This window comes from Aequorivita sp. KMM 9714, assembly GCF_011065475.1.
GTDB lineage: Bacteria > Bacteroidota > Bacteroidia > Flavobacteriales > Flavobacteriaceae > Aequorivita > Aequorivita sinensis.
Genome location: NZ_JAAGRO010000001.1, coordinates 1,357,902 through 1,383,058, shown reverse-complemented (window position 1 = coordinate 1,383,058; position 25,157 = coordinate 1,357,902). Strand labels below are relative to the sequence as shown.

General features: G+C 34.2%; 21 protein-coding genes and 1 pseudogene. 4 read left to right on the top strand and 18 right to left on the bottom strand.

Annotation, left to right across the window (positions count from 1 at the left end):
• From G3A46_RS06215 to G3A46_RS06200, 4 genes and pseudogenes are all read right to left on the bottom strand, one after another.
• A pseudogene (locus G3A46_RS06215) lies at positions 1-882 on the bottom strand (hypothetical protein); the annotation flags it as partial.
• Between the two features lie 541 nt (positions 883-1,423).
• Complete coding sequence (locus G3A46_RS06210) at positions 1,424-2,920, bottom strand: helix-turn-helix domain-containing protein (RefSeq protein WP_165147527.1); 1,497 nt, start codon at positions 2,918-2,920, stop codon at positions 1,424-1,426.
• Positions 2,921-3,147: 227 nt separating this feature from the next.
• Entirely contained in the window at positions 3,148-4,443 is a 1,296-nt protein-coding gene (locus G3A46_RS06205) for a T9SS type A sorting domain-containing protein (RefSeq protein ID WP_165147524.1), read from the bottom strand.
• Between the two features lie 247 nt (positions 4,444-4,690).
• Positions 4,691-5,971 carry a sorbosone dehydrogenase family protein gene (locus G3A46_RS06200; protein ID WP_165147521.1) on the bottom strand — a complete coding sequence of 427 codons (1,281 nt, stop codon included), beginning with the start codon at positions 5,969-5,971 and terminating at the stop codon, positions 4,691-4,693.
• Positions 5,972-6,168: 197 nt separating this feature from the next.
• Between G3A46_RS06200 and G3A46_RS06195 the strand changes: the two genes are divergently transcribed.
• Complete coding sequence (locus tag G3A46_RS06195; protein WP_165147518.1) at positions 6,169-8,520, top strand: TonB-dependent receptor; 2,352 nt, start codon at positions 6,169-6,171, stop codon at positions 8,518-8,520.
• Here G3A46_RS06195 and G3A46_RS06190 read toward each other — a convergent pair.
• The gene (locus tag G3A46_RS06190; RefSeq protein WP_165147516.1) at positions 8,515-8,967 is read right to left on the bottom strand and encodes an isoprenylcysteine carboxylmethyltransferase family protein; all 453 of its coding nucleotides are present in this window, start codon (positions 8,965-8,967) and stop codon (positions 8,515-8,517) included. The genes G3A46_RS06195 and G3A46_RS06190 overlap by 6 nt on opposite strands.
• Before the next feature lie 89 nt (positions 8,968-9,056).
• Positions 9,057-10,277, bottom strand: coding sequence for a metallophosphoesterase (locus G3A46_RS06185; RefSeq protein WP_165147514.1), 1,221 nt, complete (start codon positions 10,275-10,277; stop codon positions 9,057-9,059).
• 220 nt (positions 10,278-10,497) lie between these two features.
• Between G3A46_RS06185 and G3A46_RS06180 the strand changes: the two genes are divergently transcribed.
• A complete protein-coding gene (locus G3A46_RS06180; protein WP_165147512.1) occupies positions 10,498-11,268 on the top strand; it encodes a patatin-like phospholipase family protein in 771 nt (256 codons plus the stop codon).
• On the opposite strand, the gene G3A46_RS06175 is transcribed toward G3A46_RS06180, so the two are convergent.
• The 5 genes from G3A46_RS06175 to G3A46_RS06155 form a co-directional block, all read right to left on the bottom strand.
• Positions 11,269-12,033, bottom strand: coding sequence for an exodeoxyribonuclease III (locus tag G3A46_RS06175; protein ID WP_165147510.1), 765 nt, complete (start codon positions 12,031-12,033; stop codon positions 11,269-11,271).
• A 183-nt stretch (positions 12,034-12,216) separates the two neighbouring features.
• Positions 12,217-12,795 (bottom strand): outer membrane beta-barrel protein, encoded by a 579-nt coding sequence (locus G3A46_RS06170; protein ID WP_165147508.1) that lies wholly within the window; start codon positions 12,793-12,795, stop codon positions 12,217-12,219.
• 113 nt (positions 12,796-12,908) lie between these two features.
• On the bottom strand, positions 12,909-14,450 hold the full coding sequence (locus tag G3A46_RS06165) for an acyl-CoA carboxylase subunit beta (protein ID WP_165147651.1): 1,542 nt from the start codon (positions 14,448-14,450) through the stop codon (positions 12,909-12,911).
• A gap of 82 nt (positions 14,451-14,532) precedes the next feature.
• Positions 14,533-15,972 (bottom strand): acetyl-CoA carboxylase biotin carboxylase subunit, encoded by a 1,440-nt coding sequence (gene accC / locus G3A46_RS06160; RefSeq protein ID WP_165147648.1) that lies wholly within the window; start codon positions 15,970-15,972, stop codon positions 14,533-14,535.
• Entirely contained in the window at positions 15,968-16,462 is a 495-nt protein-coding gene (locus tag G3A46_RS06155) for an acetyl-CoA carboxylase biotin carboxyl carrier protein subunit (protein ID WP_165147506.1), read from the bottom strand. The genes accC and G3A46_RS06155 overlap by 5 nt, the downstream gene beginning before the upstream one ends.
• A 116-nt stretch (positions 16,463-16,578) precedes the next feature.
• Between G3A46_RS06155 and G3A46_RS06150 the strand changes: the two genes are divergently transcribed.
• Complete coding sequence (locus G3A46_RS06150; RefSeq protein ID WP_165147504.1) at positions 16,579-17,697, top strand: PQQ-dependent sugar dehydrogenase; 1,119 nt, start codon at positions 16,579-16,581, stop codon at positions 17,695-17,697.
• Between the two features lie 150 nt (positions 17,698-17,847).
• Here the strand turns inward: G3A46_RS06150 and lepB are convergent, their stop codons facing one another.
• The 6 genes from lepB to G3A46_RS06120 form a co-directional block, all read right to left on the bottom strand.
• Positions 17,848-19,407, bottom strand: coding sequence for a signal peptidase I (gene lepB, locus G3A46_RS06145; RefSeq protein ID WP_165147502.1), 1,560 nt, complete (start codon positions 19,405-19,407; stop codon positions 17,848-17,850).
• Between the two features lie 117 nt (positions 19,408-19,524).
• Positions 19,525-20,235 (bottom strand): 4-hydroxy-tetrahydrodipicolinate reductase, encoded by a 711-nt coding sequence (dapB, locus tag G3A46_RS06140; protein WP_165147499.1) that lies wholly within the window; start codon positions 20,233-20,235, stop codon positions 19,525-19,527.
• Positions 20,236-20,262: 27 nt separating this feature from the next.
• Entirely contained in the window at positions 20,263-20,841 is a 579-nt protein-coding gene (locus G3A46_RS06135) for a DUF5683 domain-containing protein (RefSeq protein ID WP_139855177.1), read from the bottom strand.
• Entirely contained in the window at positions 20,831-21,730 is a 900-nt protein-coding gene (locus tag G3A46_RS06130) for a ParB/RepB/Spo0J family partition protein (protein WP_165147496.1), read from the bottom strand. The genes G3A46_RS06135 and G3A46_RS06130 overlap by 11 nt, the downstream gene beginning before the upstream one ends.
• The gene (locus G3A46_RS06125; protein WP_139855173.1) at positions 21,731-22,501 is read right to left on the bottom strand and encodes an AAA family ATPase; all 771 of its coding nucleotides are present in this window, start codon (positions 22,499-22,501) and stop codon (positions 21,731-21,733) included.
• 190 nt (positions 22,502-22,691) lie between these two features.
• Entirely contained in the window at positions 22,692-23,576 is an 885-nt protein-coding gene (locus G3A46_RS06120) for an SDR family oxidoreductase (RefSeq protein WP_165147493.1), read from the bottom strand.
• A 179-nt stretch (positions 23,577-23,755) separates the two neighbouring features.
• On the opposite strand from G3A46_RS06120, the gene G3A46_RS06115 reads away from it, so the two are divergent.
• Positions 23,756-24,382, top strand: coding sequence for an SDR family oxidoreductase (locus G3A46_RS06115; protein WP_165147490.1), 627 nt, complete (start codon positions 23,756-23,758; stop codon positions 24,380-24,382).
• Between the two features lie 69 nt (positions 24,383-24,451).
• On the opposite strand, the gene G3A46_RS06110 is transcribed toward G3A46_RS06115, so the two are convergent.
• Complete coding sequence (locus tag G3A46_RS06110; protein ID WP_165147487.1) at positions 24,452-25,135, bottom strand: 2'-5' RNA ligase family protein; 684 nt, start codon at positions 25,133-25,135, stop codon at positions 24,452-24,454.
• Positions 25,136-25,157: the final 22 nt, after the last annotated feature.

The following is a 25,157-nucleotide window of genomic DNA, read 5'->3' as shown; positions in this document are numbered from 1 at the left end:
ATCGCCATTATCTACAAAGATGTCTGAGTTAGCAGTTATAATGGAAATTATCTCATTATATATATCGCCTTGATTTTGAATGTTAGTTACTACATCCCCAACAACATCAACGGTAATTGTGTCGCCAGCTTCATTAATGTATGTATAGGTTCCATCACCATTATCGGTAAGGGTAGTTACTGTTTCAAAATTCTTAATAATAATTTCTAGATCTATACTAGTTAAAATCCCGTCTTCATCAAGATACTCAAGTGTTTTACCATCTGGATTTAAAGCTAATGAGGTTAGCGTTTCTAAATTTGAAACATCTAATGTTGTTGTATTACCATTTTCATCAGTGTATGTAAACGTTCCATCACCGTTGTCGACAATAGTTGTAAGAGTCTCAAAGTTCTTAATTACTTCCTCAAGATCTATAGTTGACGTTACACCATCTTCATCTATATACTCTAATGTATGTCCATCGGCATTTAGCTGAAGAAACGTTAGAGTTTCTAAGTCTGATATATTTATTACAATTGTATCTCCGTTTTGATTGATATAATAGAACTGATTATTTTCTATATCCCAGTATACTATATTATCCGGTAAATCATCTTCAATCATTAATTTATGCCATCTTTCTTGAAACCAATAATAGTATCCAGGTGATAGAGTTTCACTCGTGTTAGTGTTATAAACCAACAAACTCTCTATATTACCTGCACTAATAGTATGCTGATCGGTAATACTTGTTAAAGGAACTTGAGGCATTAACACCCCTCTGTTTAAAGATTTTATCTCTAATTGAGCTGAAGGGTTTGGCATATCTGTACCAATCCCTACTTGGGCATAGAGAACATTAGTTAAGATTAATGTAAATAACAGTAATAGTTTTTTCATAGTAAATTGTAATAGAAAATGTTATTCTTAAAGTGTTTTAAAAAACTAAAAAGGGGAATAAGATTTTTTAAGTTTATTACTAATAAAAATTGAATAAAATTTTATCGAATAATAATAACCGAATGAAACGCTTATTTTTTAGCTCGAGAGCAAATGTAGAGGGAAGAAATTCCTTAAAAAATTGTTAGGATACGTGTTTTCCGCAATTCTAACATGTCGCAAATAGTTGATTTTCAAGTATTTGTGTTTTTAATGAAAAACACTCAAAAAAAACCATCTTTAAGTCTTCTTTTTATGATAGAAAGAGTGTGATATTGTAAATATCAATGAATATTATTTCTGCAAAATGAAAAGATATCCTATTACTTAAAGTTAGCAGCTTATAAGACTAATAGATTAATATTTGGGATTGCATAAAACAATAAAAGCCATAAGTACACTTATAGCTTTTAGGATAGAATTAATCTATGATTTTTAAAGAAGGATTAGTAACAAAAGTGACAGATAAGTAAAAATTGGTATAAATATTCAAATATCTAATTTAATTTTTAATACTATCAATAAACTCAGAAGGTGTTACTCCTACAACTTGTCTAAAGTTTGATGAAAATTTACTGTGAGACGAAAAACCACTTTCATCTGCTAAATAACTTATCTTATAATTTGAATATTCTGGATCTGACTTTAATTTTTCTAAAATATAGTCGATACGTAGCTGATTGATATACGTATTATAATCGGAGTTTTTATGTTTCTTAAGAATATATCGTAAATACTTAATGTTGGTGTTTAGCTTTCCTATTAAAATTGACATAGACATGTTTTTGTCAAGAAAATCAAGGGAAGTTTCAAATTCACTTAGTTTATCTAAAATTTCTTTTTCAGTTTTCTCTGAAAGATTTATATCAGAGTTATTACAGACTTCTGTTTCAGTATCTTCATAAAATTTAGAAAATATTGTTTTTCTTTTCAATACTACAAAAACACCTAAAACTGAAAAACAAATTAAAATAACACCCAAATAACCCTTATTATTTTCGTCTAAATTAGTTTCTTCATTTGAAATATTAAGGGTTTGATATGCGCTATTAACCATGCTCTTTTTCTTAGCGGTATTTTCATTTAATAGCTTATTAAATTTTAATTCATATTTGGAGAAACTATCCAACTCTCTAACCTGCTGGTAATAATTTGAAGCGGTTTTATATACTGACTCTTTTAAACTTCCGTTATTGCTTTTCTCAGCAATGTCTAATGCTTTTAAAATATAAAACTTAGCACTATCAATTTTATTAGTTTTTAAAAATGCATTAGAATATTCTTGATATATTAATCCGGCCCACAATGAGTTTCCTGCATTAGCTTTATTGATATAATAATTGGCTCTAGAAAAATGAGATTTTGACGCCTTAATATCATCAAGATTAAAATATGCCCTTCCAAACATTTCCTCAATATTGCTTTTAAAGAAGTATTTTAAAGACTCGTTTTTTTCCTGGTCATACGCTAACATGGAAAGGTTTAAAAATTCTATTGCGCTTTTATAGTTTTTTTCTTCCAATGCATACTCGGCTAATTCATGATTAGCCATAGCTTTATATTTGGTAACACTCTCTTTATTTTCAATTTTTGAGCTTACTTCAAGTCCTTTATTTATAGATTCTTTTCCTTTGTCTAAGAATCCTATGTTTCTATATTGGGTAGATAAAAAACCATAAATTCTAGCTTGGAAACTATAATCATCTTCTCTTTTAGCAATTTCTAAAGCTTTTTGAGCTTGTTGTATAGCTTCTCCTCTTTTATCTTGTTTTTCTAATATATCAGCCTTAAGCATCAATGTTTTTACCCGTTGGTTATCATTGGTTGAATAAATAAACAAGGAGTCTGCTAAATGCATCGCTTTTAAATGATCTGAAGAAGATACATTTACTGCAATGTGATAAAATATACTATCGAAGGCTTTAAGATCTTTATCTTTTTGAGAAAAACTTTGAAAAGGAAGAAGCAGAAGAATTAATAAGGCTAAGTAATGGTTCATTAAAATAAATTAGTATAAATATTTTACCAAGTCAAAGATAGCAAAAACTATAGCCGTAATAGTTTAATCTTCAATTAAAAATTAATACTAAAATATCTTTTAAATGTTAATTGCTATTAGAATTTATATGTGCATTAAATAAAAATCCCCTCTTACTTCCAAACCTGGATTTAAGAGGGTGATTTTTAATAGTTAGTAAATAACTAAAAACTTTAGGATAGGATTTATTACTTTATCACAAACTTTCCAGTCGTTTTTGAATCTCCTACCTCAACGTTATAAAGATATACTCCAGAAGCCCAGCTTTTTGTAGGAACTGTTATGGTGCTATTTATTCCGTTTTCAATAGTTTTATTATACTGTACTCTACCCATAACATCGGTAATTGTTAAAGTTGCTTTATTACCCAGTTCTTTTGGAAGCTGAAGGTTAACAAAATCACTAGCAGGATTTGGATATACAATTGCCTTTAATGTTGATGGCAATTCTTTTACACTTAGTACATCAGCTGGAACTGGAGCTTTATAAACTCCACCTACTTCTTCAAAACTAGAAAAGACTCCACAGTACATGGTTTCTCCGTTAAAAACAAAATTCATCGGAACTCCATAAAGGTCTACACCTGGAGCAGGTGAAAACGCAGGAAATTCCTCGCGATAATCAATCCAAGTTTGTCCGTGATCTAAAGTATAGTAAACCGCGTCGTGCACGTGCCCCATAAAGAAAGCTCCTTCGTAGTATTCTAAAATTCTAACTGTAGTTTGAGATCCCGCAGGGATTGGCATAGTTTGCCAATTTTGAAAGTCGGTTGTATATCGAATTGCATCAGGAATTCCACCAGCATTGTAAGCAACATAAAAAGTATCATTTACCACTACCGAACTACCTCCGTACCAGTAATCGTCAACTTGTGACCATAAATCTGCAGTTTCATCGTATTTCCAAATTCCGAAGGCACCTACATTGTATAATTCACCATTAAAAGATCTTAGGTTATATGTCCACTGCCCTCCGTTATCAGGATTATCAACATCCCATAAAGATTCTTGATCGGTAAGATGCCAAGTTACACCATTGTCTTCGCTATAAACCACACCAAGACTTAATACAGAGACATAAACTCTTCCGTTGTGGTATTCCATTGCATAAATGGCATTATTTTCAGTTGCTGAAGGAAGTAAATCTCTAAAATTTACATTTGTCCAAGTCTCACCATTGTCGTGAGAAATAGCGACATTGCAATCAACACCTCCCATGTAAATGCTTTCATCTTTTACTAGAAAAGAAGTGTATGCATAATCAGCTGCGCTAGTTTTTGTCCAAGATGCTCCTTCGTCCTGAGAGATATAAATTCCGCCCAATTCAGGGTAATTATCATCTGCAGCAATTAGGTTACCATTTTCAGCTTGACATAACACCCACGTGCTTTTATCAAGGTTGGTAGATTGCCACTGTGCTGTAAGTACAGAAGTATTTAAAAATAAAAGCGCAACTAGTGCGAATAGTAAAGGTTTTTTAATCATAATAAAGGGGAATTTTAAGGGTTTTTAAAAAAGTTAGATTTTTAAATTATTAGTTAAATTTTAAAAACAAATCGCTAACATAACAATTTATTTTAACAGAAAATGAGCGATTTCAAAATTTTATAATACCCTTATTCCCCACCCTTATGTAAACAAAAGATTTTTAGTGTTTTAGTGAATTAGAGTACTTAATTATAAATATCTGAGCTTTATTAGATTAGAAATCTGAATGCCTTTATTAATATTTTTAATTCCCCTTATAACTAACTCTCCATATATGATGTGTTTTATCGTCTGTAATCAACATGGAGCCATCTGCTAAAACAACTGCCCCTACAGGTCTTCCACGCACCTCATCTTTCTTTGGCTCAACTATAAAACCTGTTAAAAAATCCTCAGCTTTCCCTGAAGGCTTTCCATTTTTAAATGGAATAAAAATCACCTTATATCCTGAAAGTATATCTCTATTCCAAGAGCCGTGTTGGACTACAAATGCTCCGTTTTTGTATTTCTTTGGAAAAGCATCTGCCGTATAAAACACCAAGCCTAAAGAAGCAGTATGCGAACCAAGATCTACATCTGGAACTATAGCAGATTTTAGTCTAACATTGGGTGGTACAGGCATTCTAGGATCAAAATTGTTTCCCCAGTATGAATAAGGCCAACCGTAATAACCATCTTCCTGAACAGAAGTTAGATAATCTGGCACCAAATTATCTCCTAAGCCATCTCGTTCATTTACGGTAGTCCAAAGGGTTTGAGTTGTCGGTTCCCAATCCATTCCTACTGGATTTCTAAGGCCAGAAGCAAATACACTAAGATTGCTACCGTCGGAATTCATAACTAATATATTAGCCTTCATCACTTCATGCTCCATTCCTTTTTCACCAATATTATCGCCACTACCTACTGCAATATAAATTTTAGAATTATCTTCATTGGCTATAATATTCCGAGTCCAATGCTGATTCACTTTGCCAGCTGGGAGGTCTACAACTTTTTGTCCTTTCGTCTTAATTTTTGTCTGTCCTGTTTCATATGGAAAACTCAAAACCGCGTCGGTATTTGCTACATATAAACAATCCCCTATTACCAGCATCCCAAATGGCTGATTTAAACCTTCTTTTTTAGTTAGTAATATTTCTCTAAAATCAGGGAGTCCATCATTATTTGTATCCCGAAGTAGGGTAATTCTATCGGCACTGCGTTTTAAATTGTTTGATCCTCCTGCACCAATAATCGCAGCACCTATTCGCTTTAAAAGACTATAATTACTATTGCTTTCAGCTACTAATACATCTCCATTTGGCAATTCATACATCCAACGTGGATTCTCAAAACCATCTGCATATTTAGTAACCTGAAAATCTTCAGGAGCTTTGGGAGTTTCACCATCTTTCCATCCTATTACATTAGAATAATTGGAAACCGACTTTGTTTCAAAAGGTTCAGGCAATGGTTTTTCTTCTTGTGAAAAGAGAGAAAATTGGACTATAATTAAAGCTAAAAGAGAAATGGACTTTTTCATTTTTTATGTTTTAAACTACTCAGTATTGAATAGTAGTTAATGCCAATGAAGATATTGTATAACCTTAAAAATCTCTCTTAACAAACTGTTATTCTTTTAAATAGAAATAGCTGAGTTAAAAATTAGGTAAACTTTCTGCTTCAATTAGCCAATTCTATTCTTATTGCTTATTTTTAAATAGATTCGAAACTTTAGATATGAATAACACCTATTTACTCTCCCCATTTTTTAAGTCTCGCTATTCAAACCTATCATTTTCTATTATCGCAATAGCATTTTTTTTCTTGAGCGTTTTTTCCAACACCTTGAATGCACAAGAAATACAAGGAATAGTTTACTCAAATACTAATAAACCTATTAGTGGAGTGTCTGTATTCTTGAATACTAAAAAACTTACTGAAACAAATAGCAAAGGGGTTTTTAGTCTTCCAAAAACTTATCAACTTCCTATTAATTTGAGATTGGAACACCCTAAATATTATATTAGTACTGTTACAATTTCAGAAAACAACTCTACTTTTAAGCTATCTCCACTTTCAAAATCGGAAGATTTAGATGAAATTATCTTAACTACAACTACCCAGAAACAAACCTCACCATCAGCAGAAATAATAATCCCAACTGAAAAAATAAAGACGGAGAAATTGGATGCATATAGTCCTACTGAGCTTATATCGGTGATCAATGAAACGCCTGGGGTATTTATTCAAAGTGGTGCATTAAACACCAATAGAATTACGATTCGCGGGGTTGGGTCACGGACACTTTATGGCAGTAATAAAATTCGCGCTTATTTTAATGGTATTCCAATTACAAACGGAATTGGGGAAACAACCATTGATATGTTTGACCCAGAAGATTTACAATCGCTAGAAGTTATAAAAGGCCCAAAGGCTACTCAATACGGCACCAATCTAGGGGGAACGCTTTTATTAAATTCAAAACAAGCTGCGGTAGGAGAAACTTTTCTGAAATCAAATCTAAGTTTAGGTTCCTTTGGCCTTATAAAAAATACTGTGAGCGCTGCAACGGCTACAGAAAAGTTTTCGTTGAATATAAATTACGATCATCTCGAAACCGATGGTTTCAGAGAAAACAATAAATACAATAGAAATGGATTACTACTAACTTCCAACTATAAACTAAATGCCAAAAGTGAAATTTCACTTTTAGTAAATTACATCGACTATAACGCGCAAATTCCTAGTTCAATTGGCAAAACTGCTTTTGAAGAAGACCCCACACAAGCTGCATTTACTTGGAAAAAAGCACAAGGTTATGAAGACAATAAAATTCTATTAACTGGTTTAAGTTTTACGCATCATTTTTCGGAAAATTTTGCTAATAGAACTAGCGTATTTTACACCTATCTAGATCATTATGAACCGCGACCTTTTAATATTTTAGATGAATTCACCAATGGTTTTGGAGGAAGAACGGTTTTTAATAAAGATTTTTACTTCTTGGAAAATAAGGCAAATGTCAGTTTTGGAGGAGAATTTTATAAAGATCAATACAACTGGAAAACCATAGAAAACCTTTACGAAGACAACAATGGCAATGGAAGTTTAGAAGGAAATTTATTAAGCGATAATATTGAAAATAGAGATAACCTGAACATATTAGCCACTGTAACAATTCCATTTACTGAAAAGCTTAAGGGACAGTTTGGGTTGAATTTCAACAAAACAAACTACAGCTTTACCGATGAGTTTAATTTAGGTGATGCCAATAAAAGTGCAGACCGAGACTTCGACCCTATTTTTGCACCGAATGTAAATCTGCTTTATCAATTTAATGAAAACTTAAGTGCTTATTTTAATTTCAGTCGCGGATTTAATTATCCTTCCATTGAAGAAACCCTAACTCCAGAGGGTGTTATAAATCCAGACCTCGGACCTGAAAAAGGATTTAATTACGAAGTAGGAAGTGAAGTATTTCTATTAAAAAGAAAACTTCACTTTAAAGTAAATGCCTATCTTTTAGATATTGACGATTTATTGGTTGCAGAGCGTGTTGGCGACGATCAATATATCGGTAGAAACGCAGGAAAAACAGAACATAAAGGAATTGAATTACAACTCTCATACCTCCACCCATTAAGTAATTCTGGTTATATTTCGCCCTATATCAATGCTGAATTCAACAATCATAAATTCATTGATTTTGTAGATGGTGATCGCGATTTTTCTGGTAACAAACTCACAGGAGTTCCTGAGAGAAAAGTGAATGGTGGAATTAATTTTGGATTTAAAAATTTCGTTTTAAATACCAATTTTCTTCATATAGGTGAAATTCCTATGAATGACGCTAACCAACTTTATTCAGAAAAGTATACCGTTCTAAATGCTAAAGCATCCTATAAAAAAGAGCTTTCTAAAGCTTTATCAGCAGAAGTGAATGTTGGCATCAACAACTTTACAGATGAAAAATACGCTTCTTCTATTTTGATAAATGCAACTGGTTTTGACAATAGTGAACCACGGTATTATTATCCAGGAATGCCTCGAAATTGGTTTGGTGGAATCAAACTGAAATACATTCTATAACCCAGGAAAGAATCGTCCTGATCGTTTTTTATATTCCGTGTAGTTCGGGAATTTTTCAATCAGACGTTTTTCTTCGTATAAACTTTTAATATAAAACAGTACAAAAAGAACTGTAGCGATAAGCAATCTATATCCAGAATCAGTGATTACAGCATAGCCGTAGAAAGCTAAAATTAACCCCGTATATATAGGATGACGAACCAACTTATAAATACCAGTCTCAACTAGTTTAGCACCAGGTAAAGGACTAGGAAATGGTGATAGGTGAATATTGAGATGTAAGACGGCAACCACCGTTATAAAAGATCCTGAAATAAATAGTAATAACCCAATCCAAAATAATACCTCCGGAAATATTATCGATAATACTTCAAAATCGAAAGCAAAAGCAATAATCAACAGGAATTGAAACAGTACAAATAATATGTCTTTTAAAGGAATTTTCAACTGGAGCTAAGATTAGTGGTGACTTTTTACAAAGATGTAAAAGATATTTCTATCAGACATTAATATTCAAACCTGACTTTTAAGAAAAATTAATCCGATTTTTTTAATGTGATAAGCGTAATTTCAGGACGCATCCCCATTCTTCCTGGAAAGCCGAGCCATCCCAACCCTCTAGTAACATATAGGTTTTGATTTTCCACAGTATATAATCCTGCCCAGCGTTTGTATTTATATTTTATAGGGCTCCATTGTTTCCCCATAATATTAATTCCTGCTTGCATCCCGTGTGTGTGCCCCGAAAGTGTAAGCGCCACATCGGTGTATTTTAATACCTCTTGGTCCCAATGAGTAGGGTCGTGAGAAAGTAGTATTTTGAATGGAATATTTTCTACATTTTTCAATGCTTTTGATAAATCCCCATCCTGTCTAAATGGTGGAAGACCCCAATTTTCAACACCTGCAATTGCAATTTCTTGATTATCTTTTTTAAGTGTAACACTTTCGTTTAGCAGAAGTTTGAAGTCTATTTTATCATAAAAAGATTTAATTTCTTCAAAATTTTCACTTTTAGCTTCTGGGGAATTCCATTTGCTATAATCGCCATAATCGTGATTTCCTAAAATCGCATATTTAGCAGTTTTAGCCGAGAGTTTTTTCAGGACTTTATCCCATCCATTTAATTCCCAAGCGTAATTATTTACAAGATCACCAGTGAAAAAAATTATGTCTCCTTCCAATTCATTTATAATATTAACGGCTCTTTCTAAAATTCTATAGCGATAATTAAAGCTTCCAAGATGAAGGTCGGAAATATGAATTATTTTAAAATCGTTAAATGCTTCGGGTAACTCTTTATGAGCAACTTCAACCCGGTAAACTTTATACTTATAAGCTCCTTTAAAAATGGCATAAACAATAACGAAAAAGGGAAGAAATCCGGCGAGTAATCCTACTGTAGGAACAATGATTAGAGATTCTGTTTCAGAGAAAACATAGTTTGAAAAATATAGAATACTAATTATTATTACGAATAATATTTTAGGTGTAAATGAAGAAATTGTAAGTCCATACAATGAAGATACTAACGTTTGCCTTTTTGTTACAGGCAAAGCATCCATTTTAATCTTTAGAATTAATATAGCAGATACTAAGCCAATCGTAAACGTCCAAAATAAAATATTGATAATCGTATTCAATAATGGAGAGGTTAAAAGCTGAGTAATAGATTGCAGCCAGTAAAAAGTGAGCACGTCAACCCCCACAATAACTACACACAATAAAAAAATAGTAAAAAGTGAATACGAACGCATTTAAGTGTTTTTATTTAATACTCCTAAAATTACGTAGAAGATAAAACATTACCACTCCTCTACCCTTTAATTTTAAAGTAGTTTAACATAGAATAAAATTGATTCCAGTATTTTAAAAGTACAATTCTAGATACCTAAATTTCAATTAATTTGACCTAGATTAAGGTTTTTTACTTTTGAATTTAATTAAATTGAATAATAAAATGATTAATTTAACCAGATGGATAATATTGGTTTAGTACTATCGGGCGGCGGCGCGAGAGGCGCAGCACACATAGGAGCATTAAAAGCATTTGAAGAATACGGAATTTCTCCAACACACATTTCAGGAACAAGTATTGGGGCTATTGTAGGAGCACTTTATGCCGCTGACGTTCATTGGACTGAAATATTAAAGTTCTTCAAAAACACCTCTATTTTTCATACTAAGAGATTCGCATTTAACAAGCCAGGATTTCTAGATACCGAAAAGTTTTATGATGACCTCAACTTCTATCTCCCAAGGGATAATTTTGACAGCTTACAAAAGCCTTTATACATCACTGCAACAAATGTTTTAAACGGAAAATTAAAGATTTTCAGCAAGGGGCAACTTATAAAACCAGTTATAGCTTCTGCGTCATTTCCAGGTGTTTTTACACCTACAGAAATCAATGGTTCTTATTATATCGATGGAGGAATTCTGAACAATTTTCCTGTTGAGCCAATAAAAAAGCACTGCGATAAAATTATTGGAGTCTATATCAATTCCCTTAAAAAGATAAGCATAAAAGATTTGAAATACTCTTATAGTGTTGCAGATAGAGCCCTGAAAATTAGGGCTGCTTACGATTCGATAAAAAAGTTCCCTGAATGCGATTTAATTATTTCTCCTGAAGAAATTGGGGAGTTTGCCGTTTTCGGAATGAGCAATACAGACATCATTTTTGAACTAGGATATAACGCCACAATAAAAACCTTAGAAGAAAATAAAAATCTTTTTAAAAGCTAATTACAGTTTCACTTCAAGCTTGATTGGGCAATGATCAGAACCGTAATATTCTGATAATATTCCTACATTTTCCACTTTTTCTAACAATTGATTACTTACCAAGAAATAATCAATTCGCCAACCAGTATTACGCTCTCTTGCTTTAAAACGATAGCTCCAATATGTATATGCAACTGTATCTGGATTAAAGTGTCTATAGGTATCTACAAATCCTTCGTTGAGCAGGTTATCCATCCCATCAATTTCTATTTGAGTATATCCAGCAGTTTTGTTGTAATTAGACTTGTCGTTTTTAAGGTCAATTGCACGATGTGCAACGTTTAAATCGCCACAAAGAATAACAGGTTTTGTTTTTTCTAAAGACTTTAAATAGTTTTTGAAATCTTCATCCCATTTCTGTCTGTAATCAAGCCTTACTAACTTCTGACCAGAATTCGGAACGTAAACATTCACCAAAAAGAAGTCTTCAAACTCTGCGCATATTACTCGTCCTTCCTGATCGTGTTCTTCAACTCCCATATCGTAACTAACTGATATAGGTTCTATTTTACTTAAAATAGCAACGCCTGAATATCCTTTTCTTTCTGCAGAATTATAAAATTGGTGATAGTCCTTTAACTGAGATAATGCCTCAGCAACTTCCTCATCCTGAGCTTTAGTTTCCTGAAGACATAGAATATCTGGATTTATTTTGGAGATATCCTCGAAGAAATCTTTTTGAGTTATCGCCCTTACACCGTTAATATTCCAAGAGATTATTTTCATTGCTAATTTTTGTTTTTGTAAATATCAGAAAGGAGAAAAGAATATCCAATAAATATGAAGATCAAATTTAACCAAGACAGTTAATAATCGTGAATGAATTTGTAAAGATAATTCTATCCATAAGGTTTTCTGTATTAAAGGTAGCCGATAGGTAATTAAACTATCCGCAAATATTTTAGTCAATCAAAACTTCTTCGCCAAACCAATTCCAAAAGAGAAATAGTTAAGTTTCGTTTCTGTAGAAACATTTTCAACTTCTATATCTGTTGAAAGAGAACGATATCTTAACATTGGTCGCAATGAAATTTTAGAAGCCAACTCATAATCTATGCCTACCGCAAGTTGCCACCCAAACCCATATTCTGTATCTGCAGTTATATCGCCCGCGATATTTTCTAATTCTATGCGATTGTAAATAGCACCAGCTCTCGCCAAATAAGAAAATGAAGTGGTACCAATTGGACGATTAATTTGAAATCCAAAAGTGAACCCTTTTTCTAACAAAGTAATGTCCTCTTGGGTAAAAACATCATCACCTCTAAATTGATTAAAGCCCCAACCTGCATAAAAAGCCAAGTGAGGCATAATTTTATACGCGCCTGTTATTTCAAACCCATAACCTATATCGGCATCAGTATCACCTACATCACTTGTAGGGAAATTTAAGCCAGGTCTGAACTCAATAGCCCATTTCTCCTGCGCCATTACCTGGGTAGAGATTAACAATACGGCAGACACGATTAAAAAATAATATTTTTTCATAATGCAATAACTAACTTAATCATATCTCCAAATTACTGCGAAAAAAAACCTTTAACTATGACTTAAGTCAGTTAAAGGTTGTTGATCAGATAACTACAAAATAGTAGATAAAGCTATAAAGGAATATTCCCGTGTTTTCTATTGGGTCTCGCTACATCTTTAGTTTCTAACATTGTAAATGCTTTTAATAGCTTTCTACGGGTTTCACGAGGTTGAATTACTTCATCTATAAATCCACGTTGTGCAGCTTTAAAAGGGTTTGCAAACTTCTCGGCATATTCGGCTTCTTTTTCTGAAAGTTTCAATTCAGGGTTTTCAGCTGCTGCAATTTCTTTTCTAAAGATAATTTCACTTGCTCCCTTTGCTCCCATTACCGCAATTTCAGCAGTTGGCCAGGCGTAATTCATATCTGCACCAATATGTTTACTATTCATTACGTCATAAGCTCCACCATAAGCTTTTCTGGTAATAACAGTTACACGTGGCACTGTTGCTTCACTTAAGGCGTAAAGAAGTTTAGCTCCATTAAGAATAATTCCGTTCCACTCTTGATCGGTTCCTGGAAGGAAGCCTGGAACATCTACTAAAACTAAAAGAGGTATATTAAAACAGTCGCAGAAACGTGTAAATCGTGCTCCTTTTTTAGAGCTATCTACATCTAATACTCCTGCCAAACTCATTGGTTGGTTTGCTACAATTCCGATACTTCTACCACCTAATCTTGCAAATCCAACAATAATATTATCGGCATAATCTTTATGCACTTCAAGGAAAGAATCGGTATCGATAATTCCCTTAATCACCTCGTGCATATCGTATGGCTTATTTGAAGAATCTGGAACTATCTTTTCCAATTCATCTCGATATTCATCAGCAGCTTCAAACGGAAGTTTTTCTGGAGTTGTTTTATTATTTTGAGGCAGGTAACTTAAAAGAGTTTTCACCTGTTCTAAACAAACAATATCATTTGCAGCTGTAAAATGCGTTACCCCACTTTTTGTAGCGTGGGTTTTCGCTCCTCCTAATTCTTCTGAAGTAACAGTTTCATTAGTAACAGTTTTCACAACATTCGGACCTGTTACAAACATATAACTACTGTCCTGAACCATCAAAGTGAAATCGGTCATTGCTGGTGAATAAACTGCTCCCCCGGCACATGGTCCCATAATGGCAGAAATTTGAGGAATTACTCCTGAAGCTTGAACGTTTCTGTAGAAAATATCTGCATATCCACCTAAAGAGCGAACCCCTTCTTGAATACGCGCTCCACCAGAATCGTTTAGCCCAATAACGGGCGCACCAACACTCATTGCGTGATCCATTATTTTACAGATTTTCTCGGCGTGAGTTTCTGATAAAGCTCCTCCAAAAACAGTAAAATCTTGTGCGAACACATAAACTAAACGTCCGCTAATTGTTCCGTAGCCAGTAACAACACCATCCCCATAATACACTTCTTTTTGCATATCAAAATCGGTGGTTCTATGGGTAACGAGTATGCCCATTTCTTCAAAAGAGCCTTCGTCTAAAAGATATTCTACACGCTCGCGAGCAGTTAATTTCTTCTTTTCGTGTTGTTTTGCAATTCTCTTTTCGCCTCCACCCATCTTGGCTTCAGCTATGAATTCTTGCAGTTTTTTATTGTTGTCGCTCATAATTCTTGTAATTGACATCTATGCGAAATCTGGGGCTTCGCAGTATTTTTTTTACCGCAGAGGCGCAGAGGACGCAGAGACATTACTTCGGTAATTGAAGTTTTTCTGAATCTTTAAAATATTGTTTTAATGCAAATAGTGCCGCCACTTTTGCCTCTTCTTCATTAATAGCCTTAAGCTTGTCTTCGGAATAATATTTCTTCACAAAATTAGTATCGAAATTTCCACTGCGGAAAGCCTCGTGTTCAAAAACAAATTTTCCAAACGGAAGTGTGGTGCTCACACCTTGAACATCGTAATTAGCGATTGCTTCAAGCATTCGTTGCATTGCAGCGTTTCTTGTTTTTCCGTAGGTAATAAGCTTGGATAGCATAGGATCGTACTGAATTGGCACTTGCATACCTTCTGTAAAACCATCATCCACACGAATATTCTCACCACTTGGCGGGCGGTAAACTTCTAGTTTTCCAACACTGGGCATAAAATTATTAAGTGGATCTTCGGCATAAACACGAACTTCAAAAGCGTGTCCTTTTATTTTTATATCCTCCTGCGAAAAAGCAAGCTTTTCGTTATTAGCTACATTAATCTGCTGTTCTACTAAGTCGAGACCAGTAATTAATTCGGTTACTGGATGCTCCACTTGTAGTCGGGTATTCATCTCAAGGAAGTAGAAATTTAGATTTTCATCTAAAAGAAATTCCACTGTTCCCGCTCCAACATAATCACAGGCTTTGGCAACTTTTATAGCCGCTTCCCCCATAGTTTTACGCAATTCTGGAGTAAGAACTGAAGATGGTGCTTCTTCTACAACTTTTTGATGACGCCTTTGAATACTACAATCGCGCTCAAAAAGATGAACTGTATTTCCAAAATTATCAGCTAAAACTTGAATTTCAATATGGCGTGGAGAAGTAACAAACTTTTCAATAAAAACAGAACCGTCGCCAAATGCATTTTCAGCTTCGCTAATAGCACGTTTCATTTGATCTTCAAATTCTTCGGCATTCTCAACTACTCGCATTCCTTTTCCACCACCACCGGCAGAAGCTTTTATAAGAATTGGAAATCCAATTTCTCTAGCAATTTGTTTGGCTGCTTCAACATCTGTAATGGCTTCATCGGTACCAGGAACCATAGGAATATCATAAGCTTTTACCGCTTCTTTAGCAGCTAGTTTGCTTCCCATCACGCGAATTGCGTGCGACTTTGGCCCGATAAAAATCATTCCGCTTTTTTCAACCTTCTCTCCAAACTCAGCGTTTTCACTCAAAAATCCATACCCTGGGTGAATAGCATCAACGTTTAAGTCTTTAGCAACTTTAATGATATTATCTCCTAATAAATACGATTCGTTTGAAGGAGGTGGGCCGATGCATACGGCTTCATCTGCAAACTTAACGTGTGGAGAGTTTCTATCTGCTTCAGAATAAACTGCAACCGTTTTGATCCCCATATTACGGGCGGTTTTCATAATTCTTAAAGCTATTTCGCCACGGTTGGCAACTAATATTTTCTTAATCATTTTTCTCTAATTCAATTAGCAATTTTCCTTTATCAACCGTATCACCTTTAGCGATGTTTACAGTTTTTACAATTCCATCTCGAGAAGCTGTAAGAGTGTTCTCCATCTTCATAGCCTCAAGAACACAAAGGGAATCACCTTTTTTAACTTCATCGCCTTCAGCAACATTAACTTCTAAAATAATCCCCGGCATAGGTGCGTGGATTTCGTCTTCAAAGGAATCATTTCCTAAAGAAAGCCCCATTTCTTTTATAAGCGCATCCAAAGGTGTTCCTACATTAACATGGTAAATATTACCATTTACTTTTACGCTGTAGTTTCTATTAATGAAGTCGTTTTCTAAAAGTTCAATTTCGAAAGATTTGTTGTTGTGAAGTAAATGTACTTTTTGACCAGAAAGTTCGGTTTGGTCTATGTTTTCGGTATCTTTTTTGACAAGTTGGAATTCGTAATTCTCATCCACCGAAACGCTATAGCTTTCTTTCATAATTTTGAAAATTTTGGTTAAAGATAAGGTTTGTTTAGGTTTTCGACCAAAAGGAATTTCCTAAGATTTTAGAAATCACACTCATTTTTGGTATCTTTAAGCTAAAAGAAATAAAAATGAAGAAATACCTACTTATTTTATCGGCCCTTATCGTTTTTACATCTTGTGGAAAGCAGAAAAAGAAAGAAGATGTAGCCTTAAAAACAAAACCCCAGACTTATAAAACTGAAATGTTTGTAAGCGACCTGTCAATTCCGTGGGGAATGACTTGGTTACCTGATGGCAGTATGCTTATTACTGAAAAGGATGGGAGATTAATACACTTTAAAGATGGCAAGAAAATAGAAATAGCAAATATGCCAGCGGTATATGTAAATGGACAAGGTGGGTTATTAGACATTAAACTACACCCAAATTATAATGAAAATGGATGGATTTATATGACTTATGCTTCGGAAGAAGGTCCAGGGAAAGGAGGTCATACTGCTTTAATGCGCTGTAAACTAGATGGGGATTCGCTAACTAATATTGAGATGCTTTATAAAGCAAGCCCTAACTCTCCTGCAGGGCAACATTTTGGTTCAAGAATTGAGTTTGATAATGACGGTTATGTGTATTTCACCATAGGAGAACGCGGAGATAGAGAAGTTAACCCGCAAGACATTACTCGTGATGGAGGTAAAGTTTACCGATTAAAAGACGATGGTAGCATACCTGAAGACAATCCATTTTTCAACGAACCAAATGCTAAAAAGGCAATTTATACTTATGGAAATCGCAATCCACAGGGAATGGCTATTCACCCTGAAACAGGAAAAATATGGATGCACGAGCACGGACCAAAAGGCGGGGATGAAATTAATATTGTGAAGAAGGGTGCAAATTACGGTTGGATGGTAGTTACCTATGGGGTTAATTACAGCGGAACAGAAATCACAGATCAAACTGAAAAAGAAGGAATTGAACCACCTATTTACTATTGGGTTCCTTCTATCGCTCCTTCCGGAATGGCATTCGTTACTAGCGACAAATATCCTGAGTGGAAAAACAAATTACTCGTAGGTTCGTTGAAGTTTGCATATGTTGAACTGCTAACTCTTGATGGAGAAAAAGTAACCAAACGAGAAAAAATAGCTCAGGATATCGGACGAGTTAGAAACGTAAAGATTGGTCCGGATGGACTAATTTATATTGCAGTAGAAGGACAAGGTATTTACAGATTAATTCCTGAATAAATAAAACCTATTCTCTTTAAAAAACAAAGTCGAGACCTATTTGATAGATCTCGACTTTATTTTTTTATTCATCCTAGATATCTGAATGAAGCCTAATATTCTACATTAATTATTGAAGATTGAAGCTTACAGGCTTGAACTAAATTGCTTCTACTTTTTAGTTCCTTTCTTTTTCTTTCTAAAGAAATCAAACGCGAACCATCCTATTACTGCAATTACGAAATACATTAAATAAGACACTGGTTTTCCACTTCCACCTACTGTTGTGAAAACTCTATCCCAACGAACTTTTTTGTTAATTCCATCCCAGCTCATCCATACAAATACTGGTTTTCCTACAACGTGATTATAAGGTACAAAACCCCATGTACGAGCATCCTCACTGTTGTTTCGGTTGTCCCCCATCATCCAATAGTAATCCATCTTGAATGTATAATCGGTTAAGGGTTGACCATTTAGAAGAACTTCCGTTCCTGATTGAGTAATTTTATTTTCAATTCCTATTTCGCTTCCTTCATAAACTTCTATAATACGCTTGTAGAATGGAAGAGTCTCTGGATTTATAGAAACTGTTTCTCCTTTCTGAGGGATATAAATTGGTCCGAAGAAATCATTATTCCAAGGATATTTTTGATCGTTTGGAAAAATCCCTGGATCCCACTCTCCTTTTTCACTTCTAAGACGCGTAATTTCAACCACATTTGGGTTGTTTTTTAGCATATTCATAGACTCTTCAGAAATAGCTGCAAAACGATATGTATTATTACCAAATCCATAGCGATCGGTAATATCATATCGATTATAAAGCATTTCTGGATTTAATTGTCCGTTTACCTTAACGTCATACGCAAATTGAATTTTAGCACGATCTGGAAGTTGGTTTTTCTCTCCATTAATATATACGTAACCATCGCGAATTTCTAGAGAATCTCCAGGAACACCTACAGCACGCTTTACGTAATTCGACTTTTTGTCGATTGGCTTGTAGTAATATTTCCCATCACCGTACTGCTGAAAGGCGTTTACAGTATCTACAGGCCAATTAAATACTACAATGTCATTTCGTTTTATACTCTGAAAACCTGGCAATCGGAAATAAGGTAGTTGTGGTTTTGAAAAATATGACTTTTTATGAACCACAGGAATTGTATCGTGCACCATTGGAAATGCAACAGGCGTCATCGGGTTTCTAGCCCCATAATGAAACTTACTCACAAAAAGGAAGTCACCAACCAATAAGGTTTTCTCTAACGATGAAGTTGGAATTGTAAAAGGTTGCATTACATAAGTATGCACAACTGTTGCAGCTACAACGGCAAATAATATAGAACTCACCCACTCTCCAGTTGAAGTACGCGGTTTTAAGCTTCTATCCTTTATATGCGTAACATCTTGAGTGTAATTTATGTAATATATGTAAAGCCCTAGAGTAACTATCCCTAAAATTGTATCCGTAGTGGAATTACGTCCATAACTGCGTAAGGTTTCAACCCAAACTACCGGAAACATAATCAGGTTAACAATTGGAATAAATAATAAAATAGTCCACCACCAAGGACGATTAATAATTTTCATTAAAACCACAGCATTGTAAACTGGTACTGCTGCTTCCCAAGGTTTTCTACCTGCAGCTTTATAAAGCTTCCAAGTTCCTGCAAAGTGTATTAATTGAACTATTAAAAATAATATAAACCAACCTGTCCAACTCATAATTTGTAATTCGTTAAATTGTAATTCATTTAAACCCCTTCTAATCTATACTGCAAAATAATAGGGATAATATATTTTAATTGAAATTGTACTAATACAACTGCAATCTAAAAACTGTTAATCCGCACTTGTTAATCCTAAAACATCCTTCATTGAGAAAACACCTTTTTTATCTTTAAGCCATTCCGCGGCCAAAATAGCACCCTTCGCAAATCCTTCACGGCTATGTGCTTCGTGTTTTAAAGAAATTGTATCAATATTAGATTCATAGGAAACTATGTGGGTTCCTTTTACGTCTTCTTCCCTTTTAGCGGTAATTGATAAAACTTCGTCAGAAGTAGAATCTAGATTCCATTCTTTTTTACTGTTGTATTTTAAAATACTCTCAGCTATTGTTATTGCTGTTCCGCTTGGGGCATCTTTCTTTTCAAGGTGATGCGTTTCTTCAACAGACACATCGTACTCCTTCCATTGAGCCATCAACTTAGCAGCATATTCATTAATGCTAAAGAAAAGGTTAACTCCAACACTGAAGTTTGACGCATAAATAAAACTTCCGTTACGCTTTTCGCATAACTTTACCATTTCATCATAACTTTCTAACCAACCTGTAGTTCCTGAAACTATTGGTAAATCTGCTTCTAAAGCTTTTTTAATATTACTTACTGCAGCTTCGGGAGAAGAGAATTCAATAGCAACCTCAGCGTCTTCTATATTACCTTCAGAAGATTCCAACCAACTTTTAAAAACAATTGAATGACCACTTTCTAAAGCTAATCTTTCAATAGTTTTTCCCATTTTACCATAACCGAGTAAAGCTATTTTCATAATTTTCTATTCTCTATAAAACACCAACTATTTAAATCGATACGTCAACGACATTCCGTATTGTGGTTTTGCATTAAATTGATTGTAATTTAGACTAGGTTGTAATGATAGGTCTTCACTCACTTCATATTGTTGTAAATGAGCATCTACGTTTGCATCAATAACATTAAGCAAATAGAAACCTAGAGTTACAATAATACTGTAACTCTTATTTCTTTGTGCTGATTTTTGAGCATTTATAAGTCTATCGTTTGAAATTCCTTGAAATTCATCATCTGTATAGCCTGCAAGTCTTCGCTTATAAGCATCTCTAAAACGATTATAGTCGTCGTCCTGCTGCTTATAAAAATAAACTCCAGCTGCCATTCCAGCATAGATAATAGGGATTTTCCAGTATTTTTTGTTGTAGGCTTGTCCTAAACCAGGGATTACTGCTGAGTAAAATGCAGCTTTAGCTGGAGCCAATGGATTGTATTCAACCTTAGGACCGAGTGAATCTTTCACTACAATTACTTTTTCTTTCTGTACAGAAAGAGAATCAGCTGTCTGCGCAAACAGTGATGAAGCGAAGATTAAAAAAAAAATATTTAGAAGATTACTTTTCACTTTTAATTAGCTTCAAAATACGCTCGAAATCATCTTGATTTTTAAATGGCACAACCAACTGCCCTTTTCCTGACTTTGAAACCTTAACATCCACAGCAGTTTCGAAAAGGTCTGTAAGTTCTTTCTTTGCTTTTTTAGCAAAAGGTGGTGCACTTGGTTTTGATGGAGTAGCTTTTTTATCTGGGTTTTTGAAACTTCTAACTAAAGCTTCTGTTTCACGAACCGATAAGTTCTGACCTAAAATTTTCTCGTAAATATCAAGTTGATCAGATAAATCTTCAACATTAATTAATGCTCTACCGTGGCCCATACTTATAAAGCCATCTCGCATTCCTGTTTGGATTATTGGATCTAGTTTAAGCAAACGCAAATAGTTTGCAATAGTAGATCGGTTTTTTCCAACTCTATCACTCAATTCTTCTTGAGTAACGTCTATTTCTTCAATTAAGCGTTGGTATGAAAGAGCTATTTCAATAGGATCTAAGTCTTGTCTTTGGATATTTTCAACCAAAGCCATTTCTAGAGATTCTTGGTCGTTTGCAATACGAATATAGGCTGGTATGGTTTCTAAACCAACCAATTTTGAAGCACGGAAACGACGCTCTCCACTTACTAACTGATATTTATTGAAATCTAATTTACGAACAGTAATCGGCTGAATTACACCTAGTTCTTTTATCGATGAAGCAAGTTCACGAAGGGATTCTTCATTAAAACTAGTTCGCGGTTGAAAGGGGTTTACTTCAATACTACCTAACTCCAACTCTACTATGCTACCAACAACTTTGTCGGCATTTTTGTCTTCTACAGATTTTATATCATTGGTAGGATCTTTCAACAGTGCTGAAAGACCACGACCTAATGCTTGTTTTTTTGTTGCCTTCGCCATTTATTCCGTTTCGTTTTTTTTGATTAACTCGTTCGCCAAACTTAAATAATTATCCGCTCCTCTACTTGATGCATCGTAACTAATAATACTTTCACCATAACTTGGCGCTTCACTTAAACGCACATTACGTTGAATGATTGTTTCGAAAACCATTTCATCAAAATGCTTTTTCACTTCATCTACCACTTGATTTGATAGACGTAAACGTTGATCGTACATGGTCAACAACAATCCTTCAATATCAAGGTTTACATTGTGAATTTTCTGAACGCTTTTTATAGTGTTCAAAAGTTTTCCTAAACCTTCTAATGCAAAATATTCGCATTGAATAGGAATAATTACAGAATCTGATGCTGTAAGGGCGTTAAGAGTTAATAACCCTAAAGATGGCGCACAGTCTATAAGTATATAATCATAATCATCTTTTAAACCTTCAATAGCTTTTTTAAGCATATATTCACGGTTCTCAACATCTACTAATTCAATCTCGATTGCCACTAAGTCTATATGCGACGGAATTAAATCTAAATTAGGAGAGCTTGTAGATATTATCGCTTCTTTTGCAGTAGCACTATGTTCAAGCAATTGGTAAGTACCTAGTTCTACAGTTTCAACATCAATACCCAATCCTGACGTAGCGTTAGCCTGCGGATCTGCATCTATTAGTAAAACTTTTTTCTCTAAAACGCCTAAAGAGGCCGCTAAATTCACAGAGGTTGTAGTCTTACCAACTCCTCCTTTTTGGTTTGCAATTGCAATTATTTTACCCATTAATTTACTTGAGATTTTAGCAGTTAAAAGTACAATTAATTATGTTGATAGAAAATCATTTTTGTTAACACTAAGTAAACAGACTCTCTATTTGAAAATGCAAAAATAAAAAACACCAAATTCCAAACCTACTTGTTTAACAAGTGAGCTTGGAATTTGACTATAATCTCGATTATTACCGATTTAAAATTTATTTTTTTGTTTTTTGTGAACGAATCATAGCTTCAAGCATATCCCACATTTGTTGTGGTACTTCCTCAAGCTGATTCATTTGCCCTGCGCCCTTTAACCATTCACCACCATCAATAACAACAACTTCACCATTGATATATGCAGAGAAATCTGAAACTAAATATGCCGCTAAATTTGCAAGTTCTTGGTGTTCACCAACTCGCATAACAGGAACTTTTTTAGCCGGATCGAATTTTTCTTTTAAGTCGCCTGGAAGCAATCTATCCCACGCACCTTTAGTAGGAAATGGCCCTGGAGCAATTGCATTAGAACGAATTCCGTATTTAGCCCATTCTACAGCAAGCGAACGCGTTAAAGCAAGCACACCAGCCTTTGCCGTTGCACTTGGCACAACATAAGCAGAACCTGTAAAAGCGTATGTGGTTACAATATTTAAGATGGTTTTATTTGTTTCTTTTTTATCAATCCAATGCTTTCCAAAAGCGAGGGTACAGTTTTTTGTTCCTTTTAAAACTATATCTATAATAGTATCAAAAGCATTTGCTGAAAGTCTTTCGGTTGGAGAAATAAAATTTCCTGCAGCGTTATTTAAAAGAACATCCACAGAACCAAACTCTTTTACCGATGCTTCAACCATAGCTTCTACTTCATCGTAATTTCTAACATCACATTGCACAGGAAGCACTTTTCCACCAGTAGCGGTTTCTAACTCCTCTTTTACTTTTTGTAGCTTTTCAATATTTCTAGAAGTGATTACCACATTGGCACCTAATTCCAAGAAATAGGTTGTCATTGCTTTTCCTAAGCCGCTTCCACCACCAGTTACTACTATTGTTTTTCCTTTTAACGCATCGTCGCGTAACATTTTTGAAGTATAGTCCATCGAATAATTTGTTTGTAGGTAAAGATAAGAACTAAAGTAATGAATGAAGAATTAGTTAACAAGAATTAGCAGTTGTAAATAAGCCTCTAAAGTTAATAAAGCGATAAATGATTGCTTTTAAGGCGTTAAATAATGTGAAATGGCTAGCCTACCAAAAGTATTACTCTTAACTTACAACTATGGAAAAAGTATTAGTAGCAGGTGCAAATGGCACCACAGGAAAAAAGATAATTTCAATTTTAAAACAATCTGATAAATACGAACCTTTTGCTATGGTTCGCAACAAAGAACAAGTTGAACATTTTAAAAATGATGGTGTAAAAACCATACTTGCCGATTTAGAGCAAGATGTAAGCGGAACTACTAAAGGAATGGATCGTGTTATTTTTGCAGCTGGTTCTGGTGGAAAAAACGTTAAAGGCGTAGATCAGGAAGGAGCTAAAAAACTTATGGATGTATCTAAAAAAGATGGCATTAAGAAATTCGTAATGCTAAGCTCAATGGGTGCTGATAATCCAGAAGTTTCTTCTGAACTGAAAGACTATCTAAAAGCTAAGCAAAACGCAGACCAACACCTAGTGAATTCAGGACTTGAATACTCAATTGTACGTCCTGGCGCTCTGAACAATGAAGCTGGTAAAGGTAAAATTGTATTAGAAAGCAAACTAAATCAACAAGGTGAAATATCCCGTCAAGATGTGGCTGAAACTTTAGTTGGATCACTAGAAAGTTCTGTTGCTAGAAATAAAACTTTTGAAATCCTACAAGGAGATACGCAAATTAAATCTGCTTTAGAGAAGATTTAAAATTTAGAATACAAATACTAAAAAGCACGTAATTTACTTTACGTGCTTTTTTTATGAAATTTGGTGAAACTATTCTGAAGTCCACAATAGTTTTTGAGCAGTTCCGTGATCTCCTAATTGATATACAGCTAAGGATGATGGTAAGAATGGTATTGGTTTAAAAACAGCTTCAGATAAGCTATCCAATAAAACTCTTTGAGCTACCCCCAAACTTATGTGTGGGTCAAAATTTTCGTAGCTGTACTTTTCAACAAAATCTGGCACATAATCTACAGTAAATTCACTTATTTCACTTCCATCTGGATTTTGAACAAAAGACTCTTGAGACCCACCTTTAACTATAAACGGTTTTACAAGTTCTATCGTTTTTTTATGAAGATTAACTATAGATTCGGTTCTACTATGCCTAATCATTGCAAAACTCTCTTCAGTATCACGAGAGTAGTATAAACTTTCGGTATAAATAGTATCATTTTTAATTGTTTCGAAAAGACCTTCAACAGCTTTATTAACTTTCGGCAAATCTTTTTCTTTTATAAAACATTGCAATAGCGTTATATGCGGAATGTGGTTATCGTCAAGCTTTATCGTTTCAGGATTATTCTGATTGATTAAAGTATTTAATTGAAGTGATTGCGCTTGCATCGCTTCAGAAGGAGTTAACAGCACATCAATTGCAATTATTTTGTCATTCTTAGGAACACAGGATAATACCATTATAGAAGTAGCTATTAAAAATGCGATTTTTTTCATGTTTCAAAACTAATATTAATCG

What these genes read in the sequence shown, in the direction of transcription:
- G3A46_RS06155 (WP_165147506.1), bottom strand. Translation starts at nt 16,462, where the DNA reads ATGAAAGAAAGCTATAGCGTTTCGGTGGATGAGAATTACGAATTCCAA.
- G3A46_RS06170 (WP_165147508.1), bottom strand. Translation starts at nt 12,795, where the DNA reads ATGAAAAAATATTATTTTTTAATCGTGTCTGCCGTATTGTTAATCTCT.
- G3A46_RS06120 (WP_165147493.1), bottom strand. Translation starts at nt 23,576, where the DNA reads ATGGACTATACTTCAAAAATGTTACGCGACGATGCGTTAAAAGGAAAA.
- G3A46_RS06115 (WP_165147490.1), top strand. Translation starts at nt 23,756, where the DNA reads ATGGAAAAAGTATTAGTAGCAGGTGCAAATGGCACCACAGGAAAAAAG.
- G3A46_RS06130 (WP_165147496.1), bottom strand. Translation starts at nt 21,730, where the DNA reads ATGGCGAAGGCAACAAAAAAACAAGCATTAGGTCGTGGTCTTTCAGCA.
- G3A46_RS06175 (WP_165147510.1), bottom strand. Translation starts at nt 12,033, where the DNA reads ATGAAAATAATCTCTTGGAATATTAACGGTGTAAGGGCGATAACTCAA.
- G3A46_RS06150 (WP_165147504.1), top strand. Translation starts at nt 16,579, where the DNA reads ATGAAGAAATACCTACTTATTTTATCGGCCCTTATCGTTTTTACATCT.
- G3A46_RS06205 (WP_165147524.1), bottom strand. Translation starts at nt 4,443, where the DNA reads ATGATTAAAAAACCTTTACTATTCGCACTAGTTGCGCTTTTATTTTTA.
- G3A46_RS06200 (WP_165147521.1), bottom strand. Translation starts at nt 5,971, where the DNA reads ATGAAAAAGTCCATTTCTCTTTTAGCTTTAATTATAGTCCAATTTTCT.
- G3A46_RS06125 (WP_139855173.1), bottom strand. Translation starts at nt 22,501, where the DNA reads ATGGGTAAAATAATTGCAATTGCAAACCAAAAAGGAGGAGTTGGTAAG.
- lepB (WP_165147502.1), bottom strand. Translation starts at nt 19,407, where the DNA reads ATGAGTTGGACAGGTTGGTTTATATTATTTTTAATAGTTCAATTAATA.
- G3A46_RS06195 (WP_165147518.1), top strand. Translation starts at nt 6,169, where the DNA reads ATGAATAACACCTATTTACTCTCCCCATTTTTTAAGTCTCGCTATTCA.
- dapB (WP_165147499.1), bottom strand. Translation starts at nt 20,235, where the DNA reads ATGAAAATAGCTTTACTCGGTTATGGTAAAATGGGAAAAACTATTGAA.
- G3A46_RS06210 (WP_165147527.1), bottom strand. Translation starts at nt 2,920, where the DNA reads ATGAACCATTACTTAGCCTTATTAATTCTTCTGCTTCTTCCTTTTCAA.
- G3A46_RS06180 (WP_165147512.1), top strand. Translation starts at nt 10,498, where the DNA reads ATGGATAATATTGGTTTAGTACTATCGGGCGGCGGCGCGAGAGGCGCA.
- G3A46_RS06110 (WP_165147487.1), bottom strand. Translation starts at nt 25,135, where the DNA reads ATGAAAAAAATCGCATTTTTAATAGCTACTTCTATAATGGTATTATCC.
- G3A46_RS06165 (WP_165147651.1), bottom strand. Translation starts at nt 14,450, where the DNA reads ATGAGCGACAACAATAAAAAACTGCAAGAATTCATAGCTGAAGCCAAG.
- G3A46_RS06185 (WP_165147514.1), bottom strand. Translation starts at nt 10,277, where the DNA reads ATGCGTTCGTATTCACTTTTTACTATTTTTTTATTGTGTGTAGTTATT.